Genomic DNA, 19709 nt, shown 5'->3' with positions numbered 1-19709 from the left:
GCTGAGACGACCTCCCCATGGCATGGCGACCTGGACAGAAGCTCCCGAACGACCCCGCTGAACTCGACGGCACGACCAAGGCGGCAATCCTGCTGCTTGTGCTCGACTCCGAAGCGGCAGGCAAGCTGTTGCGCGAGATGCCGACTGAGGCGGTGGAGGAAGTCACCGGCATGCTCGCCACACTCGGTGATGTGCCCGAAGCCCTCGGCCTTGCGGTGATTCGCGAGTTCTATTCGCTCACCTTGGCGCAGGGGTACCTGAAGGATGGTGGCCTCGACTACGCGAGGGCGCTCCTCAGGCGCAGTCTTGATCCCAAGGAGGCTGATCGCGTCATCCAGCAGATCCAGACGCAGGTCCAGAAGACACCATTCGCCTTTCTTCAGAAGGCGGAGAGCGAGAACCTGCTCACCTTCATCCAGGATGAGCATCCCCAGACGATCGCGCTCATCGTGAGTCACCTGCCTCATCACAAGGCGAGTGAGATCCTCGTGGGGCTCGCGCCAGAGAAGCAGGTTGAAGTGGTCCGGCGCGTCGCGGAAATGGAGCAGACGAATCCGGAAATCGTGCGCGAGGTCGAGGCGGCGCTTGAGGCGCGCCTCTCGAACATGCTCAATCATGCGGCGGAGAAGGTCGGGGGCGTCGCCCGCGTGGCGGAGATGCTCAATCTCTGCGATCGATCCACCGAGCGCACCATCATGGAAGGCGTCGAGGGTCAGGATCCGGAGCTCGTCGAGGAGATCCGGCGGCTCATGTTCGTCTTTGAGGACATTCTGCTGGTCGACGATCGCGGCATTCAGGCGGTGCTCAAGCAGATCGATCAGAAGGAGCTCTGTCTCGCACTCAAGACGGCGTCGGATGCGCTCAAGGCGAAGATCTTCGCGAACATGAGTTCCCGCGCCGCCGAACTGGTGCGCGAGGAGATGGGGTACATGGGACCCGTTCGCGTGAGCGAGGTCGAGTCGTCGCAGCAGCGGATCGTCGACCTTGTTCGGCGTCTCGAGGATGCCGGTGAGATCGTGATTGCCGGACGGGGCCGGGAGCGCGATCTGGTCGTCTAGGCGAGAGATTGAGGGACGGTTCAGATCATGGCAGTCATCAAGCAGGGACGCACATCGAGCACGCTTGGACCAGGCGCGGTCCTTGACCTGCGACACATCGACCGTGCGGCCCGCGAGGTGCTCGAGCGCGCCCGCGTGGAGGCCGAGGCGCTCCGCGCCGGTGCGGCGCTTGAAGCCCAGCAGGATGCGGAGACGCGGCGGCTTGAGGCGTGGCGCGAGGGGTTCGAGCGCGGCCGTGCCGAAGGGCGCGAGGCGGGGCTCCGCGAAGGCCGCGAAGCGGCTCACGCCGAGGCGAAGGCCGAGCTCGATCGCGTGGCCGCCGAGTGGACGACGGCGCTCGACCTCTTCCGCGCCCGACGCGATGAACTGATCGATTCGCTCGCTCGTGCGGCCGTGCGTCTAGGCACCGAGATCGGACGACGCGTGGTGCATGCGGCGCCGCGAGGCGATCCCGACCTCGCCGCCGTGCAGGCGGCCCGGGCGCTCGAGGTTCTCGGTGCTCCGAGCGAGGCGGTCATCGTGGTCCATCCCGAAGATCGCGCTGCAGTCGAGCGGCATTTCGCGCCGCTGGCTCATCGCATGGCCAGTGGCGAAGTGCGCCTGGTCGAGGACGCCTCCGTCGGTCGTGGCGGTTGCATCGCTCGCGCCGCGGGTGGTGAAGTCGACGCCTCCGTTGACCCGATGATCGATCGTGTCGTGCGAACGCTGCTCGGACCGCTGCCCGAGGGGAGTGCGATCTGATGCATCTCGTCTCCCACTTCGAGACGCTCCGTCATCTCGAGCCCCGCCGGCTCTCCGGAACCGTGCGCGCCTGTCGCGGCTTGGGATTCACCGTCGAAGGATTGCGGCTGCCGATCGGCGCGACCGTTCGCATCGAGCCGCGGGGTGAGTCGAGTGGAAGCGCCATGGGCGAAGTGGTCGGCTTTGATGGCGGGAGTACGGTGGTCATGGCGCTCGACGCGGTCTCCGGTGTTGCTGCGGGTGATCGCGTCATCGCCGATCCGCTGCCTGCGGTGGCGATGGCGGGAGACGCCCTGATCGGGCGTGTGGTTGATGCACTCGGTCGACCGCTCGATGGAGGCGGAGAAGCGCCGCGCTTGCGGCCGCGTCCGCTGCATCCACGGTCCATCAATCCGTTGCTGAGACAGCCGGTGCGAGAGCCGATCGAAACGGGCATTCGCGCGATCGATGCCATGCTGCCGGTCGGGCGCGGGCAGAGACTGGGGCTCTTCTCAGGCGCCGGTGTGGGCAAGAGCACGCTGCTTGCGACGCTCGCTCGCCGCTGTGCCGCCGATGTGGTCGTCCTCGCGCTCGTGGGCGAGCGCGGCCGCGAGGTGCGCGAGTTCGTCGATGTCGTGCTCGGCGACGAAGGACGCGCCCGCAGTGTGGTCGTCGCCTCGACCGGCGATGAGTCGCCACTCATGCGCGTGCGCGCGTGTCACTCGGCGCTCGCCATCGCCGAACACTTTCGTGACGCCGGTCGCCAGGTGATGCTCCTCTTCGACAGCTTGACGCGCCTGGCGCAGGCGCAGCGCCAGGTGGGGCTCTCGGCCGGTGAGCCGCCGACGACGCGCGGCTATCCGCCCAGCGTCTTCGCGTCGATGGCGCGCCTTGTTGAGAGGGCGGGGGCCATCGAGGGACGCGGCGCCATCACCGCGTTCTTTACCGTACTCGTTGACGGCGATGACCTGCAGGAGCCCATCGCTGATACGGCTCGCAGTGCGCTGGATGGCCACATCGTGCTCTCTCGCGCCCTTGCGTCGCGCGGGCACTTTCCCGCGATCGAGGTGCTCGACTCCGTCTCCCGCTCCGCCGACGCGGTCTCCGCGGCGGAGCATGGTCGTTCGCGTCGTGCAATGCTGCGACTGCTCGCGGCGCATCGGGAAGTGCAGGAGCTCCTCTCGATCGGTGCGTATGCACGCGGATCGAACCCCGATGCCGATGTGGCAATCGCCCTGCGCGAGCGGATCGATCAGTTCCTGCGGCAGGAGCTCGATGAGTCCGCGCCGCGTCAGGTGGCGCTCGCCACGCTCGCCGAGCTTTGTGCCGAGGCCGAGGCATTGCGGCGCCGGGCGCCCGCTTCGAACGCGGGCACGACGGCCGCCGCCACGAGGGCGGTCGCCGCGCCTCGCGTTAACACCGTCAAGTCCGAGGGCGTCGCCGCATGAGCCCCGCACCGCGGCCATTTGAATCGGTGCTGCGCGTGCGTCGTCACACCGAGCTGCGCGTGGCTGTTGCCCTCGCCGAGCAGGAGCGGATGAAGCTCGCGGCTGAAGAGGCGATTCGTGCTGCTGGCGCACGGATCGAAGCGGCCCAGGAGGAGTTACGCGATGCCCTCGAGGGGCGTCTTGACTCCGCGACCCTTCGCCTGACGGCGCATGCGGCCCTGATTGAAGAGCGTCATCGACGCCGGGCGACGCAGGCGCTCTTCTCGATGGCACCAGCACTTCAGCACGCGAGAGCGGTGCTCGCGGCGGCGTCGGCGGATCGCCGCGCGGTCGAACTCCTCAGAGAGCGACGGCAACGCGAAGAAGTGGCACGGCGTGAGCGATCTGAGCAGGCGTCGCTTGATGAGATCGCCGCTCGCTGCACGGGAGAGTGGGCATGAGCGCCGTGGTCAGACGACTCCTCTTCGCGCTGGGTGTGCTGGCGGCCGTCAATCTCGTGGCGCTCGCCATCTTCCTCGGCTGGCTCTTCGCGACCGAGCGCATGGATGGTGAACGGTTCGGCGAGCTGCGGGCGCTCGTCTTCACGCCGATTCCCGAGGCCCGCGCCCGGCGCGAGCATCTTGAGGCCGAGGAGCAGCGGGTGGCCTCGATGGAGATCGAGCGCGTTCGTCTGGCGACTCCACCTCGAACCGCCGGTGAGCGTGCGGCGGAGATCGACAGGGCTCTCGACCAGGCGCAGATTAGGCAGCGCATGGTGCTCGAAGAGGCGCGCCTTCTGGGGCGCTCGCTCGATGAGCGAGCCACGCTCCTGCGCGATGAAGAGGCGGCCTTCGAGCGACAGGTTGCCGCGCGCCGCGCCCAACTCGACACCGATGAAGCCAGTCGCAGGGATCAGCAGTTCCGTCGCACCGTGGCCCTGCTCGAGGGAGCGTCACCGAGGCAGGCGAAGGAGTGGATCGTTGAGGCGGCCCGGGGAGGTCGCATCGACGATGCTGTCCGGTATCTCGAGCAGATGTCGCGATTCAACGCGAATCGCATCTTGCGCGAGATGAAGAGTGCAGAGGAGGCGGCCTTGGCAGCCGATCTTCTCCATGCCCTCCAGGGGCGAGGTGGCCATGCCCATTCCAATGCACCCCATCGCTGATCTGGCTGCGCCGCCGAACTCCGTGGGCGGGCGAACAACGACATGGCGCCTTGAGCAGGGGCAGGCGGCGACGGTGAAGAGCCCTATGGAATCGGGTGCGTCGTCGCCCATTGAGAGCGATCAGGGCAAGGGGCGCGGTCGAGCGGCTCGTGACGATGCCTCGCCTCGAGCGGATGCGCCCGCGGCAGACGCGAGCGCTGCTCCCGCGATGCGTCCCCTTCGTCATGAGGACGCTGCGCTGCTGATGGCCACTCTTGCGGTCGACAACGAGGCGCTGGGTGTGCCCCAACTTGAACCGGTCACGGAGCTTCTCGTCGGTGCCGTGGCGGCCGATGATCCTGCGGCGCTGCCCACCGGGGCGATCTCGGCCGGCCGAAACGCCGCAGTGCAGGAGTCGCCCCACGCGTCCTCAGGCGCACTTCCTGCGCCTGGCGCAGGAGCCGCCGGACTTCGGCTCGTTGAACGAGGTGTTCACGCGCTCCTCCAGCAGCGAGGCGGCACGCTCGTGATGCGTCTCTCGCCGCCGGAACTGGGGACCTTGGAGATCCGCATGCGGTTCGAGGCAGGGAGGATCGAAGTTCTCTTCCGGGGAGGCGCCGAGGCATCCCGTTTGCTTGAGGGGAACCTCAGCATGCTCCGGCAATCGTTCGAGCGGCAGGGCATCTCCGTCGGACGGCTCGGTGTTGAGCCGACCGAGTTCCGGCGCGTTGAGGAGACGACGCGCCAGGGACTCGGTGACTCCTTCGACGCGGGAGGCCACGCCAGCCAGGGTCGGCAGGAGGCCGAACGCGAGCTGCGCCGACGAAGCGAAGTTGTCTTCGCCATGGCGTCAGTCGCACGACCCATCTTCGAGGCGCCCGGAGACGCTGAAGGATCCGCCTCATGTCCGTCATCGCCTCCACCTCTCCAGGCCCCACGCTCCTTCCCAGCCGCTTCGGCGAGTTGAAGAGCGAGGACTTCGTCAAACTCATCTTCACCGAACTGCGCAACCAGGATCCGTTCAAGCCGAACGACTCTTCGGAGTTGCTGCGTCAGATCGACTCGATCCGCAGCATCCAGACCAACATGGAGCTCGGTCAGCGACTCTCGAAGGTCGCAGACTCCGCCTCAAGCTGGGGCGCGAGCGACATGATCGGCCGTTACATCAAGGGGTACTCCACGGAACTCCTGCCGGTGTCCGGAAGCGTGATCGGCGTCATCCAGAGCGCCAACGGCCCGCTGCTCGAACTGGAGAGCGGTCACCTTGTTCCGATGGGGCTCGTGCAGAGCATCCACGCCTCGAAGCCCTCGCCGAACAGCAGCGGCGATGCGTCCGGCAACGGCGGCTCTGACGGCAACGATGGAACCGACGGCAAGGACGGCAACTCCTGATCGCGGGAACTCCCCATGGCCAGTGTCAACGCACTCATGACCGGTCTCTCGGGGCTCCTCTCCAACACGAGGCGCCTCGATGTCATCGGTAACAACATCGCGAATGTGAACACCACCGCCTTCAAGGCGAACCGTGTTCACTTCACGCCGCTTTATGGTGTCTCGGGATCAATCGGCGGCATGATGTCCGGAGGTGGCGGCGGCCCTCTGCCGGCGAGTGTCGGCATGGGCTCGATCTCGAGCGGCCTCTCGCGAAGTTGGATCCAGGGTCCCATTGCGGCGACGGGCATCGCCACCGACATGGCGATCGACGGCGCAGGCTTCTTCATGGTGCAGAACGGTCCGGTCATGCGCTTCACGCGCGACGGGACATTCCTTCTCGATGCCGCGGGGAATCTCGTCACCCGCAATGGCCTGTTCCTGCAGGGCTTCCCGGTCGATGCGAACGGCTCGATCGTGCAGACCGCCACGCAACCTATCAACATTCCGCTCGGCACGCTCACTATTGCGGCGGCAACGAGCACCGTCGCGATCGGTGGAACATTGAACGCCTCCGGCATCGTGGCCTCGCAGGGGTCGAGGCACCTGAGTCAGGTCTTCTATCTCGATCCCGAGATGACTCAACTCGCGGTGGGCGATGAGGATCTCACCGAGACCACGCTCTACATCGATGATGGCACCGGCACGGGGACCTCGATCGTCGCGTTCGACCCGGCCGATGACCCGCGCACCATCACGCTCACCGGAATCCTGAAGGGCGGGAAGCCGATTCCGTCGCAGACCTTCGCGATCTCCGCCGATCCGGTTCCCGGAGCGATTGCGCATGGAGTCACACTCGCCGACTTCGCCGCGTTCATGGCTGCATCGCTCGGCCTGGATTCGACCACGGTCAATGGTCAGTCGCTCGGTGGCGGTGTCGCCATCGTCGACGGGCAACTCGTCATCACCGGTAACGAGGGCACGGTCCAGTCGCTCACGATCACCAATGCGAACATTGTCGTCAACGGCGGCTCGGTGGGGCAGACGAACCCATTCCTGCTCGCGCAGGTGCAGGAGGCCAACGGCGAGAGCGTTCGAACCACCATCGCGGTCTATGACTCGCTGGGGAACCCCGCGCTCGTCGATGTGACCTTCGTTCTGCAGGCTCGGCAGCCCGATGGCTCGACGACCTGGCAGATGCTGGTTGAGAGCAACAATCCCACGGTGCTTCCCCGCGTGATCCAGGTGGGCAGCGTCTCATTCAACGGCAACGGGCAGCTCACCTCGGTGCAGAACATGCAACTGATCGTGCCGCAGGGGACACCTCCGAACAACGGCCCGGGGCAGCCGCTCTCGATCAATCTCACGAGTGCGCTCGGTCCGCTTCGAGCGCTGGCTGATTCAAACGGCGCCATCGCCACCGTCTCCAATGACGGCGCACCACCCGGCACGCTGAGCCAGTTCGCGGTGAGTGCCGATGGGCTCGTCGTCGGTGGATTCACCAACGGACTGACGCAGGTGCTCGCCCAACTTGCGATCGCCCGCTTCGCCAATGCCGACGGATTGATGGACTTCGGAGACAATCAGTTCGGCGCCACCTCGCTCTCGGGCGATGCCATCGTCGGTGGCGCGGGCACCTTCGGAATGGGCCGGGTCTTGAGCGGCGCTCTCGAACAAGCCAATGTCGATCTCTCCCAGGAGTTCGTCGACATGGTGCAGGCGACCACCGGGTTCAGTGCCGCCAGTCGCGTGATCACGACGGCGGATGAGCTTCTTCGGGGTCTTCTGACGCTGGGTCGCTGACGGGCGCGGCGGGCATGGCCCGCTCGATCCGCTCAATTCGATGAATGGATGCGTCAAAGAGGTCCATGGCCCGCTGGACCACGGGATGGTTGACCACCTCATTGCGCGCCGCCACGAGATCGGCACCGTGCAGCGGTGTGCGGCGCACGCCACTCGCCGCGGATGCAGCCTCGGTCGCGCGCGTCGCATCGCCAACACCGGTCGCGCTTCGAGGCGACGCGGGCCGCGGTGCTTCGGCTGCGGGTGATGCTCCCTGCGACACAGATGCGCCGGGGCGTGGGGGATGGTCCTGAGTCGAGCTCTGCCGAGGCGTGAGTGCCTCAGCCGAGACGCTGCGCGGCGGCGCAGGTCGTGGCGGTTCGCCCGAAGCGGCCGACTGCGGGCGAGCAGGCGCCACGGCGGCGGGCAGCGAACCGCGAGCCCGACCGGGTGCGTCCGAAACGGATGCACCTCCGGCCGCGGGCGCTCCCCGTGGAGCGTCCATTCGCGGACCCTTTCCCGAGGCGTCGCGCTGCGCTTCGCGAAGCGAGGTGAAGCGATCGGAGAGTGCGAGCCGCACGATCGTGGCGTCGAAGATGGTGCGGGGCGTGCTTGCACCGCGGGCATGCCGCGCGGCCGCATCACAGAGGGCGATGTGATGAACGAAGAGTTCCGGTGGAGTGTCAGCCACCTGCGACGCGACAGCGCGCCGCGCTTCGGCGCCAAGGTCAAGGAGCGTTGATTCTGCGCCGCAGACGCGCGTCAGCATGAGGGTGCGGTAGCGATCGGCGAGCAACTCAAGCGCTCGCTCCACGGGAATGCCCTGCTCGAGCAGCTCGGCGCTTCGCTCAAGGGCCAGCGCCGCATCGCCAGCCCGGATCGCCTCGACGAGCGAGGAGACACGCTCTTCATCCGGAAGGCCAAGGACTTCCTCGGCGAGGGTGCGTGTGAGCTCACCTTCGCTCGCGGCGATGAGGCGATCGGCCAGAGAGAGCGCATCCCGCATCGATCCGTTCGCCTGGCGCGCGAGCAGGCGCACGACTTCGTCCTGGGCCGAAATCCCCTCGCGGGCGAAGATATCCCGGAGATGCTCCCCGATCTGGCTCGGGGGAATCGCGCGAAAGTCGAAGCGCTGGCAGCGACTCTGGATGGTCGCCGGAACCTTGTGGGCTTCCGTCGTGCAGAGGATGAACTTCACATTTGGCGGTGGCTCCTCCATGGTCTTCAGGAGCGCGTTGAACGCCGGCGTTGTGAGCATGTGAACTTCGTCGATGATGTAGATCTTGGAGGGGCTTCGCGCCGGAGCAATGCCCGCGGCGGCGATGAGCTCGCGGGCATCGTCGATGCCGCGATTGCTCGCGCCGTCGATCTCGATCACATCCATGTCCTGGCCGCGCATGATGGCGTCCCGGATCGCCTCGGCTTCCGCCTGATCGCTCACATTCAGGGCGGCGGCGAAGATGCGCGCCATGCTCGTCTTGCCCACGCCACGCGTGCCGCAGAAGAGGTACGCATGCGCAACGCGCCCTTGGGCGATGGCGTTCCTGAGCGTCCGGGCAATCGGCTCCTGGCCGATGATCTCGTCGAAGCTCCGGCTGCGGTAGCGCCGCGCGAGAACCGTGTAACCCCGGGGCGCATCGCCCTCGACACTCGGCTCTGCAGCGGCGCGCTTGGATGGAGTCTTTCGTGTGGCCACGCCGCGACCTCAAGCGCAACGACGCGGAGGACGGCCAGGTTGCCGAGGGCTCGGTTGCCGCCGTTGAAGGCTGCTGCCGTCAGGCCCTGACCTGGTTCCCGGGACGACCGTCCAACGGACCCGACCGTCCTCCGTCGCCGTCGCAGGGGGGCATCCTAGCAAAGCCATGGTGCTCCCGAAGCCGATGCATAGACTCACGATGATGGAAGGTTCGCCGAGGCCCGTGGATGATCACGATCAGGAGGCTCCCTCGGCTGTCGCCAACGGACACACAATCGGGGGAGATGCGCCAAGCGCCGTGAGCCCGGAGCGCTTGGAGCGCATGGAGAGCGGCGCCGCGCCCGTCGCCCCGGAGGCGCCGTCCTCGCGGGACGCCGAGCCGGTCCGCCGCGGAGTCGGCATGCCGCTGGGCTTCGAAGGATCGTCGCAGCGAGCCGGTCGTCTATTGATGATGACGGTCCGCAGCATCTTCATCGTGCTGATCGTGACGGTCACGGCGCTCGTCTTCTCGAGCACGACCAACACGCACTTCACTGGGTGGACGCTGCTCGGCGTGCTCGTTGCCGGTGCGATGGTCGGAGTCATCGTGGTCCTTGTCGACCTGATGACGCCGAACAAGCGCCTCTCGAGCGTCGTTGGCGTCTACATCGGCATCTCCGTCGGCCTGGTCGCGGCCGTCGGCTTCGGTGCGCTCATCGAGATGATCATGAGCGCGTGGGAACTGGACAAGGTTCCGCTGGTTCGCATCTACACGAACCTCGTGAAGGTCGTCATCGGCCTGATCATCTGCTACCTGACGGTCATCGTGGTCCTGACCACCAAGGATGACTTCCGCCTCGTGATTCCCTATGTGGAGTTCGCCCGGCAGCGACGCGGGCTCCGCCCGATGCTGGTCGATTCGAGCGCGCTCATCGACGGTCGCGTGCGCGAACTCGCTGCGAGCGGCTTCCTCGACGCGTCGCTGATCATTCCCCGCTTCGTGCTCGAGGAGTTGCAGCGGCTGGCCGACAGCGGCGACCGCCAGAAGCGGCAGCGCGGTCGGCGCGGCCTCGATCTCGTCGCCGAGCTTCAGCGCACGCCGGAGGCCGATGTCTCGATCGAGGCGTACTCGGTCGAGGGCATGCCGGTCGATCGCATGCTGCTCGAAGTGGCGCGAAAGGAGAACATGCGGGTCCTGACCACGGACTCGAATCTCCAGAAGCTGGGCGGCATTCAGGGCGTCACCGTCCTCAACCTCCACCAACTTTCAGCGGCCGTGCGTCCGGTGGCAAGCGTCGGTGACGCGCTGACCGTGACCATCGCCCGTGAAGGTGAGAATGAAGGGCAGGGCGTCGGCTTCCTGCCTGATGGCACGATGGTGGTGGTTGACGACGCGGCATCGCGCGTGGGCGAAGTCCTTGCGGTGACCGTGACCAACACGCTCCAGACGCAGGCGGGTCGGCTGGTCTTCGCCCGGGTCGAGCCGCGCCTGCCCGATGGATCGCCCAGCGCCGCTCCGCGCATGGCCGAGGCCGCGACCTCGCAGCCGCGCGTGACGGGGCGCCCGGCTGGCCGAAGCGAGAGTGCGCCATCGCGAGGCAGGAATCCGCGGCGCTGATCGAGCACCGAGTCAAGACCCCACATCAAGATTCCGCTGGGGGGACCCCACGGTCGACCGGACCGGCCATTCGCGCGGAAGACGATTCGCGCGCCGCTTCGGAAGCGATCCCGGAGCCCCTAGACTGTCCTCGTGAGCGAGAGTCGTTCCCAGTCGAGCTATCCCGAGTCGGTGCAGGAGCTCATCAATGAGCTGTCGAACTTGCCGGGAGTGGGACGGCGCACGGCGGAGCGCATGGCCTTCTGGGTGCTGAAGGCGGATCGTGAGGAAGCCCTGCGCCTCGCCGATGCGATTCGTGCCGTGAAGGAGAAGGTGCGTCACTGCTCCACCTGCTGGAACCTGACCGATCGAGATCCCTGCCACCTCTGTGCCGATGAGCGGCGCGATGCGAGCGTGGTGCTGGTCGTTGAACAGCCGCGCGATCTGGTCAGCATGGAGCAGACCGGCATGTTCCGAGGCCTCTACCATGTGCTCATGGGACGCGTCGATCCACTCGATGGCGTCGGCCCCGACTCGCTCACGCTGGCCGATCTCGAACGACGCGTGCGCGAGCCTGCTCGCAACGCTCGCGGAGTGGCCGTCGCCGAGGTTATTCTCGGCATGAACCCCGACCTCGAGGGCGATACGACGGGCCTTGTCGTCGCGGATCGCTTGCGCAAGCTCGGCGTCCGCGTGACTCGGCTTGCCCGGGGACTGCCGAGCGGCTCCCACATCGAGTACGCATCGCGCGCCGTTCTGGCCGATGCCATCGCCGGTCGGCGGGATCTCGAGTAGCCATGCGATTCGAGGCCTCACCCCAACTTCGCCTCTCCTCGCAGTTGCGCATGGCGCCGCGCATGATCCAGGCGATGGAGATGCTCCAGCTCGCCTCGCAGGAACTCCGCGAGCGCGTGGAGCAGGAGCTTCAGGAGAACCCGGCGCTCGAACTGGTCGAGCCCGAGGCGGAGTCCATGCCGGGAGATGACGACGGCGCCGAGGACCATGACGGAGAGGACGCCTCGTCGGTGGCCCTCACCGAGCGGCCGCTCGAGATCTCCGAGGATGGCGCCAACTTCGAATTGGCGCGGGAGTTCGAGCGCGTCTATGGAGAGGGTGAGGATCACGATGGCGCGCCGCGCATCGTGCACCGGGCCGATGAAGGCAGCGCCGATCGCAAGATGGAGGCGATGGCGAACGCCCCCGATCGCGAGCTCACGCTCTCGTCGTCGCTCGAGCGCCAGTGGGCGCTCGCGGAGGTGCCGGAGCATCTTGCAGCACGAGGTCGCTGGCTGATTGCCTACGCGAACGACGACGGTCTGCTCGGTGCCGACCTCGAGACGATCGCGGCGCAGTCGGCCGAGGCTCCCGGCGGTCCATGGACGGCGGCTCAGCTCGAAGAAGCGCTCTTGGTGGCGCAGGCATTCCTCGAGCCACCCGGGCTGCTGGCGCGAGATCAGCGCGAATCGCTGCGACTGCAAGTTGGCGCGAGACTCGCGGGTGTTCCCGAGCCACCGGCGCCCGATGATCTCCAGGGATGGCGCGATGCCGAAACGCTGCTCCGCGATCACTACGACGATCTTCTCGCCAATCGCATCCCGCAGATCGTGGAACGGAGCGGGCTCGACTTCCAGCGCATTGCCGATGCGAAGCGGCTGCTGCGGCGCCTCTCGCTCGCGCCAGGATCCGACTTGGTCTCCCGCAGAGAGCGCCCGATCGTGCCTGATGTGATCGTCGAGTACGACCGCGAGCGCGATGACTATGTCTGCACCCTCGCGGACGGCACCGTCCCCTCGCTTCGAATCGCCGAGCAGTACCGCGAGATGGTCAAGGATCGCCGCGCCGATCCAGAGACGAGGCGCTATCTCACCGATCGCATCCGCAGCGCCAAGTGGCTGATCGACGCGCTCGAGCAGCGGCAGGCGACTCTCCTGCGTGTCGTGACCGCCGTGGTGGCGCGGCAACGCGAGTGGTTCGACGCAGGGCCCGAGCATCTGAAGCCGCTGCCGATGGGTGACATTGCCGATCAGCTCGGCATTCATGTGGCGACCGTGAGCCGAGCCGTCGCCGGCAAGTGGCTCTCGACGCCGCGCGGACTGGTCGAACTCCGGCGCTTCTTCACCGGCGGTCTTGAGACTCGAGATGGGGCGTCGATGAGCTTCGAGGCCATCCGCACCCTGCTCAGGGAGGTCATCGACGGCGAGGACAAGCATCGCCCGCTCTCTGACGAGGCCATCGCCAAGGTGTTGCGCGAGCGTGGCGTGGACATTGCGCGGCGCACGGTGGTCAAGTATCGCGATCAGCTTGGAATTCCTGCGGCAAAGCTGCGGAAGTTGCATGAACTTCCCGCCCGCTCGTCGCCACCGGAGCAGGGGTGAAATGTCGGGCGCATGGCGCGTCCCATGCACGCTCCTCTCACTGAGGCGGGGGCCTTGGTAGATTCTCCGCAAGGACGGACGCGAGTCGTGACCGACATTGCCAAGCTTCTTGACTCGTACGGACCCGACCGCTGCGACACGATGACGACGGAGTCGGCGCGGGCGTGGTGCGCACGAATGGCCCGGCAGAGCCGCGAGAACTTCAGCGTCCTCACGAGCCTCGTCCCCGAGGATCGGCGCGACGACTTCGCGGCGCTCTACGCCTTCTGCCGCTGGGCCGACGACCTCGGTGATGAGATGGGCTCTCCCGAGCGATCACTCGAACTGCTCGGATGGTGGCGCAGGGAACTCGAAGCGTGCTTCGCCGGGGCTCCTCGGCATCCCGTCTTCACGGCGCTCCACCCGACGATCGTTCGTCACGATCTGCCGATCGCGCCCTTTGACGATCTCATCCGCGCCTTTGAGTGGGATCAGCGGCGCACGCGCTGGGAGACCTGGGATGAATTGATGGCTTCCTGCCGCCTCTCCGCAGATCCCGTCGGGCGTCTGGTCCTGATGATCCTGGGGGAGCCGCGCGACGCCGATCACTTCGAGCCGAGTGATCGAATCTGCACTGCGCTCCAGCTCACCAACCACTGGCAGGATGTCCGGCGCGACTGGCAGGAGCGGGGGCGTCTCTACATTCCAAGGGAGTTCTTCGGGGCGATTCCCGACTTCGAGCGACGCCTCGAACGGACCGTGGCGCTCGGGTACGCCCCCGATCGCGACTTCCTCGAGCTCTATCGCGGTGTGCTTCGGCAGTGCATCGATCGGACCTGGGCGATGTGGGAGGCGGGCGAGGTCCTGCTTCAACGGGTCGCTCCGGCGCATCGACCGATCATCTGGCTCTTCTGCGCCGGTGGGCGCCATGTGCTCTCCAAGATCGAGGCGTGGGGCCTTGAGACCTGCATCACCCGACCGCGCCTCGCCCGCGTGCGCAAGGCGACGCTCGTGCTCCAGGCGCTCTGGATGGCGCGGGCGCAGCGACGCCGCGCGGGGTCCACGGCCGCACCAAGCGTGCCAAGCGCGGCGAGGGTTCCGGCATGAGCACCGTCGCCCCCATCTCGCTTGGACCCCCGACCGAGGCGCTGCTCCAAGCGGCGCGCGCCTGCGAGGAGATCACCCGTCGCCGCGCGAGGAACTTCTATTACGGGCTGCGCCTGACGCCGGAGCCGGAGCGCTTCGCGATGTTCATCATCTACGCGTGGATGCGCCAGGCCGATGACCTCGCCGACGCCGGCGGTGCCGGACCCGAGGAGCGCTGCCAGCGGATTGCGGAGTTCCGGGCGGCGACCGATGCGGCCTTCCGGGGGCAGCCGGTCGATGATTCGCCGCTCTGGATCGGATTCAGTGAGGTCACGCAGCGATGGCCCATCCGGCGGCAGGACTTCCACGACATGCTCGATGGTCAACTCGCGGATATCCGCGGAGACACCCATGAGACCTGGGATGACCTCCGGCGCTTCTGCTATCGAGTGGCGAGCACGGTGGGGCTCATCTGCATCCATGTCTGGGGATTCAATGATCCCGAGGCACCGAAGCTGGCGATCGATCGCGGCATCGCCTTTCAACTCACGAATGTGCTGCGTGACTTCCGCGAGGACTTCGACAAGGGGCATGTCTACCTGCCGGCACGAGACTTCGAGGCGATGGAGCTCACGCCCGAGATGGTGCGGCGATGGACTCCCGCGGATCGCTGCACGGAGTTCATCAAGGCGCAGGCTGATCGGGCCCGAGCCCACTACCAGAGTTCGCTCGCTCTCGACGGCATGATCACGCAGAGCTGCGAGCCGACGCTCTGGGCGATGACGACCATCTATCGCGGGCTCCTCGAGAAGATTCTTGCGGATCCTGAGCGCGTGGTGCGCGAGCGACGCATCCGACTGAGCGCCGCACGCAAGGCGTGGATCGCCTTCAGGGCCCGCTTCAAGGCGGCGTCATCGGGACGACCATGACCCCCGAGTCGGTGGTCGTCATCGGCGGGGGGTTGGCGGGCATCGCCGCATCGCTTCGACTGGCGGAAGCGGGTGTGAAGGCGGTCGTTGTTGAGACGCGACCTCGACTGGGAGGGCGCGCCACGAGCTTCGTTGACCCGCGCTCGGGGCGCACCCTCGACAACTGTCAGCATGTCGTCATGGGGTGCTGCACGAACCTGCTCGATCTCTACGATCGCCTAGGCGTCCTCGATCGGATCGAATGGCATCGCTCCACATGGTGGGCGGATCCGCCGCGACCGCCGCGCGAGCTGCGGCCGGGTCGTCTGGCGCCACCGCTTCACTTCACGGGGAGCTTCCTTCGCTTCGGCGTGCTCACGCTCGCTGAGCGGCGCGCGGTCGGTCGCGCCATGTGGCGGCTCATTCGCATGGGTTTCGCCGGCCGCGAGGCGTGGCGCGGCAAAGTGTTCCACGCTTTCCTCGAAGCAGTTCGTCAGCCCGCCGGTGCGATCGAGCGCTTCTGGGAACCGGTTGTCGTCAGCGCCTGCAACCTTCCCTGCGCCAAGGTTGACGCAGCCTCCGCGATGCAGGTGTTCCAGGAGGGGTTCCTCGGCTCCGACTTCGCCAGCGCGATCGGATTGAGCCGTGTGCCGCTGGTCGATCTCTATGACCCTGCGGAAGCGCTCCTCGCCAGGAGCGGCGGTGAGGTGCGCCTTGGCCTCAGCGCGAAGGCGATCGCGTTTGAGCGAGATCGCGTCACTGGCGTTGTGACCGACGAGGGGTTCATCCCCGCGGGAGCGGTGATTTCCACGGTGCCTTGGGATCGTCTCTCGAAACTCTGCTCGGAGACGCTTCGAGCCGCCGATCGTCGTCTTCAGAGGCTTGATGCCCTGAGGCCCTCGCCCATTCTCGGAGTGCATCTCTTCTTCGCCGAGCCGATCATGCAGACGCCTCATCTGGTGCTTCCGGGGCGGGCGACGCAGTGGCTCTTCAACAAGGGCGTTGATGAGAGCGGTCGCGCTCACCTTCACGCGGTCATCTCCGCCGCTGATGCATGGATGGAGCTCGATGAACGGGAGATTGCTCGGCGCGTGCTCGACGACATCCGCTGGGCCTATCCCGGGAGCGGTAGTCTGGAGCCCCTTGAAGTCCGCTCCGTCAAGGAGAAGCGAGCGACCTTCGCCTGCGAAGCGGGTGTCGATGCGTTCCGACCGGGGTGCACGCCGGACTTCGTCGGCATCGGCGCCGGGTGCCGCAATCTCTTCATCGCCGGTGATTGGTGCCGAACGGGTTGGCCTGCCACGATGGAAGGTGCTGTGCGCAGCGGATATCACACGGCCCAGGCCATTACGGGAAGCGGTGGTGTCATCGCCGATCTGCCCATCGGTCGCCTCGTCCGCTGGCTGGGTCTGAGATGAAGCCCGGCGACTCGACACCGGCTGAACCGTCGCAGTCGGAGCGGCGCGCGTTCACCGACGAAGTGGTGGAGCGTCTCCGCGAGTCAGGCTTCGCGCTGGTCGGGATCTGCGACGCGGTTGCAAGTGACCACGCCCCGGAGTTTCGGCAGTGGCTCGACGATGGTCGTCACGGAGAGATGGCGTGGCTCGCCGAGCATGTGGCGGAACGCCTCGACCCGCGCGTGCTCGTCCCGGGAGCGCGGAGCGTCATCTGTGTCGCCGATCGCTATCACGATGGGCGGCGAGCCATGCTCGATTCGGAGAACGCGAGTGATCGCCGCGGTCTCGTGGCCCGCTACGCCCGGGGCGGTGATTACCACGCCATCATCCGCTCACGACTCGAGCCTCTCGCCAGAGAGTGGCGCACGCGGCACACTCCCCATCGCTTTCGCATCTGCGTCGATACGGCGCCGATTCTCGAGCGCGAGCATGCCATGCGGGCGGGGCTCGGTCGAATCGGCAAGCACACGCTGCTCATCGCCGAGGGCCTCGGAAGCTGGCTCTCGCTCGGAGAAATCGTCACGACCTTTCCGCTCATGCCACTCCTCGCGCAGCCTCGAGCCGCCTCGCCCGACCCATGCGGAAGCTGCACGCGCTGCATCGACGCCTGTCCGACCGGGGCCATCACCGCCTGGTCGGTCGATGCTTCGCGCTGCCTGAGCTACTCGACCATCGAGCACTCGGGAGAAGTTGATCCACGCCTTGAAGCCACGCCCGGGCGTTGGCTTTATGGCTGCGATGACTGCCAGGAGGTCTGTCCCCACAACCAGCCGACCAGACGATCGCGTCGGGCCGGTGTCGGCGCCGGGTATGAACCGCGCATCGATCCCCTCGACCTTCTTGAAGTCCTCGGCTGGAGTGAGGCGCACCACCGAGCAGCGGCCACCACGGCGATTCTCCGCCGGGCGACGCGCTCCATGTGGCGACGCAACGCGGTCATTCTGCTCGGGGCACATCTCGGGCGACACCCGCGCGATGAGACGGTCCGGCGGCGCCTGGCAGCGATCACAAGCGACGAGAGTGAGGACTCAGTGGTGCGAGAAACTGCGCGCCGGGCGCTGGCCCGGGCTGACTCAAGCCCGTGATCGGTTCAAAGTCCACCTCAAGACCTGACGCTTGCTCAGAAGCCGCCGCCCATGCCGCCCATGGCTCCGCTCATCGCCTTGGCCATCTCCTGCTGATAGGCCGCAAAGGCCTCCTCGGCGCTGGCGAACTCGCCCGCATCGACGCGCGCGGCGATGGCCTCGGCCGCCTTCTTGCTGGCGCTGGTCATGGCGGTCATCATGGGCAGCGCGGCGGCCATCATCATGCTCTGCCCCGGGGCGATCTTCTCGATGTAGGCATCGAAGTCGAGGAACCAGCGACCGTCCTCGACGAAGGCGGTGGCCGTCACGGAGCCGCCCGGACCGGCAAGCTCGATCTCGGCGCCCGTCTCACTCTGGCTCACGATTCGCGCCGCGCCGGGGGGCGCCATGCCCGCCGCGGAACTCGCCGCTGCGAGCACGCCCGCAGATCCGAACTGCCGTACCATGGCCGCGCGCAATGGCTCCATCGCAGTGGCCATGCCCACCATGGCGTCAATGAGCTGCGGAGCGGAGCGTGAGCGCATCACGCGTGCGCTGGCCGTTGGATCGCCGTCGGCACCACCTGAGAGGAGCGCAACGAGAGCTTCAACACTGGGGGCGCCGGGCAGTCCATCGTTCACGATCGGAGCGACGCCACGGTCGAGGTCATCGTGCATCTCCCCGCCGGGGGCGCTTCCTTCGGGCCGACCGAGTCGACGCAGCGCCTGCTGCGCCTGCCGCGTGAGCCCCGCGATCTCGGGGCTGTTCACCCGAGCGGCGGTGCGAAGCTGGCCCAGCGAATCGACGGCCTCGCTGAAGAGGTCGCCCGCTCGCTCGAGCGCCTCGTTTCGCGTCGCCTGCGTCGCCTCGATGGCGGCGGCGATCTGCGATGACTGGCCCCATCCGCCGGCGGATTCGAGCCGACGAAGCAGATCGACATGTTCCTCAAGAGCACCGGCCCGCTGCCACATGGCCCGCGCGAGGGCCAACTGGGCGGACGCCTGCGCCATCTTGGCGGAGTCTGCGCCGTCGGCGTCGGTTCCGCTGGCCGCCTGTGAGGCCAGCGTGGCCGCTCGCTCGAGCGCCTCGACCGCCGCCTGGTAGCGCGGCTCAAGAGTCTCGCTCATCGAGGCCATGACCGCCTCAATCCGTGTCTTGCCCTGGCCGCGGATCTCGCTGGCGCTGCGACGGGCGCGATTCGCCGCGTCCCGCGCCGTGTCCGTCAGGGCCTGGAGATTCTGGAGGGCCGCGTCGGTTGACTCCATCATCGCGGCGCCGCCGGTGCCGAGCGCTCGGGCGCTGAACAGCTCCGGTTCAATCGCGTTGCGCTCCGACTGGCGCAGGCCGAGCGCACCGCGAATCTCAGCATTGCGCTGCTGCAAATCGGCGGCTTGTTCAATCAGAGGCAACGCCTGGCGGGCGGAGAGCTCCCGCGCCTGGAGTCGCAGTTGGCTGGCGCCCTGCTCGAGGGACTGCGCTTCAGCGTTGCGCGTCGCAATCTGCTGGTCGATGAGCGCCATCGCGCCCTCCAGCGCCTTGATCTGGCTTTGGAACTGTCGAAGCTGCGCTTCGGTCTGCTCACGCTGCGTGGCGAGTGTCGTCCGCGCCGAGGCGAAGTCGATGCGCTCGAGCGGCGTCGCCAGGGACTCGAGGCCTGCGGCGCCACCGGCCGCCTGATTGACAGCCAATCGCTCGAATCGAAGGTGCTGCTCAAGGCGCATCGCCACCTGGAGTTCGAGGGCCGCTGCCTGTCGTGAGAGCGACGATGCCGCCATCAAGAGCGCGCTGCGCTGCCCGGGAGAGGCACCCTGCACGGAGGAGATCGACTGGGCGATTCGACGCAGCTCACCGGCGGCGGCAAGGGCTTGCTCGTCGTCGGCATTGAAGGGATCATCGCGATAGACCTTCGCCGCCTGGGCCAGCGCCTCTTCGAGCTTGGCCGTGGCGACTCGCTCCGAGACGCTTTGCGCATCTTCGCACGCGGGCAGGAGCAGGAGTGGAAGCGCGGCCAGTGCGGCCGTCACGATCGATCGGCGAGTGTCGAAACGCATGAGAGTGTGAAGGAT

The 19709-nt window shown here is 67.1% G+C and carries 17 protein-coding genes and 1 other RNA gene; 15 read left to right on the top strand and 3 right to left on the bottom strand.

From position 1 onward, the window contains the following. The first annotated feature begins 17 nt into the window (after nucleotides 1-17). The 8 genes from fliG to KF724_09635 are packed head-to-tail and all read left to right on the top strand — an operon-like array spanning nucleotide 18 to nucleotide 7523. Nucleotides 18-1058, top strand: a complete 1041-nt coding sequence (gene fliG, locus KF724_09670) for a flagellar motor switch protein FliG (protein MBX3355952.1) — start codon at nucleotides 18-20, stop codon at nucleotides 1056-1058. Between the two features lie 27 nt (nucleotides 1059-1085). Then, nucleotides 1086-1799: a hypothetical protein gene (locus KF724_09665; protein MBX3355951.1), complete on the top strand. Its 714-nt coding sequence runs from the start codon at nucleotides 1086-1088 to the stop codon at nucleotides 1797-1799. Further along, nucleotides 1799-3226: a FliI/YscN family ATPase gene (locus KF724_09660; protein ID MBX3355950.1), complete on the top strand. Its 1428-nt coding sequence runs from the start codon at nucleotides 1799-1801 to the stop codon at nucleotides 3224-3226. The genes KF724_09665 and KF724_09660 overlap by 1 nt, the downstream gene beginning before the upstream one ends. Next, the gene (locus KF724_09655) at nucleotides 3223-3666 is read left to right on the top strand and encodes a flagellar FliJ family protein (GenBank protein MBX3355949.1); all 444 of its coding nucleotides are present in this window, start codon (nucleotides 3223-3225) and stop codon (nucleotides 3664-3666) included. Before KF724_09660 ends, KF724_09655 begins: the two co-directional genes overlap by 4 nt. Further along, nucleotides 3663-4370: a hypothetical protein gene (locus tag KF724_09650; GenBank protein MBX3355948.1), complete on the top strand. Its 708-nt coding sequence runs from the start codon at nucleotides 3663-3665 to the stop codon at nucleotides 4368-4370. Before KF724_09655 ends, KF724_09650 begins: the two co-directional genes overlap by 4 nt. Further along, on the top strand, nucleotides 4318-5316 hold the full coding sequence (locus tag KF724_09645) for a flagellar hook-length control protein FliK (GenBank protein ID MBX3355947.1): 999 nt from the start codon (nucleotides 4318-4320) through the stop codon (nucleotides 5314-5316). Before KF724_09650 ends, KF724_09645 begins: the two co-directional genes overlap by 53 nt. Continuing rightward, on the top strand, nucleotides 5253-5741 hold the full coding sequence (locus KF724_09640) for a hypothetical protein (protein MBX3355946.1): 489 nt from the start codon (nucleotides 5253-5255) through the stop codon (nucleotides 5739-5741). Before KF724_09645 ends, KF724_09640 begins: the two co-directional genes overlap by 64 nt. A 15-nt stretch (nucleotides 5742-5756) precedes the next feature. Beyond that, nucleotides 5757-7523, top strand: coding sequence for a flagellar hook-basal body complex protein (locus tag KF724_09635; protein ID MBX3355945.1), 1767 nt, complete (start codon nucleotides 5757-5759; stop codon nucleotides 7521-7523). On the opposite strand, the gene dnaX is transcribed toward KF724_09635, so the two are convergent. Next, entirely contained in the window at nucleotides 7474-9198 is a 1725-nt protein-coding gene (gene dnaX, locus KF724_09630; protein ID MBX3355944.1) for a DNA polymerase III subunit gamma/tau, read from the bottom strand. The two genes, KF724_09635 and dnaX, sit on opposite strands and share 50 nt — an antisense overlap. Before the next feature lie 29 nt (nucleotides 9199-9227). Then, nucleotides 9228-9324, bottom strand: an RNA gene (ffs, locus tag KF724_09625) — signal recognition particle sRNA small type. Nucleotides 9325-9421: 97 nt separating this feature from the next. Between ffs and KF724_09620 the strand changes: the two genes are divergently transcribed. The 7 genes from KF724_09620 to queG all read left to right on the top strand — a co-directional run bounded on the left by KF724_09620 (nucleotide 9422) and on the right by queG (nucleotide 17664). Continuing rightward, nucleotides 9422-10795, top strand: a complete 1374-nt coding sequence (locus KF724_09620) for a PIN domain-containing protein (GenBank protein MBX3355943.1) — start codon at nucleotides 9422-9424, stop codon at nucleotides 10793-10795. A 132-nt stretch (nucleotides 10796-10927) separates the two neighbouring features. After that, nucleotides 10928-11569, top strand: coding sequence for a recombination mediator RecR (gene recR / locus KF724_09615; protein ID MBX3355942.1), 642 nt, complete (start codon nucleotides 10928-10930; stop codon nucleotides 11567-11569). A 2-nt stretch (nucleotides 11570-11571) separates the two neighbouring features. Further along, nucleotides 11572-13149: an RNA polymerase factor sigma-54 gene (gene rpoN, locus KF724_09610; GenBank protein MBX3355941.1), complete on the top strand. Its 1578-nt coding sequence runs from the start codon at nucleotides 11572-11574 to the stop codon at nucleotides 13147-13149. An 87-nt stretch (nucleotides 13150-13236) separates the two neighbouring features. After that, nucleotides 13237-14235, top strand: a complete 999-nt coding sequence (locus tag KF724_09605) for a squalene/phytoene synthase family protein (protein MBX3355940.1) — start codon at nucleotides 13237-13239, stop codon at nucleotides 14233-14235. After that, entirely contained in the window at nucleotides 14232-15143 is a 912-nt protein-coding gene (locus KF724_09600; protein MBX3355939.1) for a phytoene/squalene synthase family protein, read from the top strand. Before KF724_09605 ends, KF724_09600 begins: the two co-directional genes overlap by 4 nt. Beyond that, complete coding sequence (gene hpnE, locus KF724_09595; GenBank protein MBX3355938.1) at nucleotides 15092-16540, top strand: hydroxysqualene dehydroxylase HpnE; 1449 nt, start codon at nucleotides 15092-15094, stop codon at nucleotides 16538-16540. Before KF724_09600 ends, hpnE begins: the two co-directional genes overlap by 52 nt. Further along, nucleotides 16537-17664 carry a tRNA epoxyqueuosine(34) reductase QueG gene (gene queG, locus KF724_09590; GenBank protein MBX3355937.1) on the top strand — a complete coding sequence of 376 codons (1128 nt, stop codon included), beginning with the start codon at nucleotides 16537-16539 and terminating at the stop codon, nucleotides 17662-17664. The genes hpnE and queG overlap by 4 nt, the downstream gene beginning before the upstream one ends. Nucleotides 17665-17699: 35 nt before the next feature. Here queG and KF724_09585 read toward each other — a convergent pair whose 3' ends face one another. Next, nucleotides 17700-19694 (bottom strand): hypothetical protein, encoded by a 1995-nt coding sequence (locus KF724_09585; protein ID MBX3355936.1) that lies wholly within the window; start codon nucleotides 19692-19694, stop codon nucleotides 17700-17702. Nucleotides 19695-19709 lie beyond the last annotated feature (15 nt).

Source organism: Phycisphaeraceae bacterium, assembly GCA_019636735.1.
GTDB lineage: Bacteria > Planctomycetota > Phycisphaerae > Phycisphaerales > SM1A02 > VGXK01.
The sequence above is the reverse complement of the archived record's forward strand: the minus strand, read 5'-3'. Positions and strand labels throughout refer to the sequence as shown.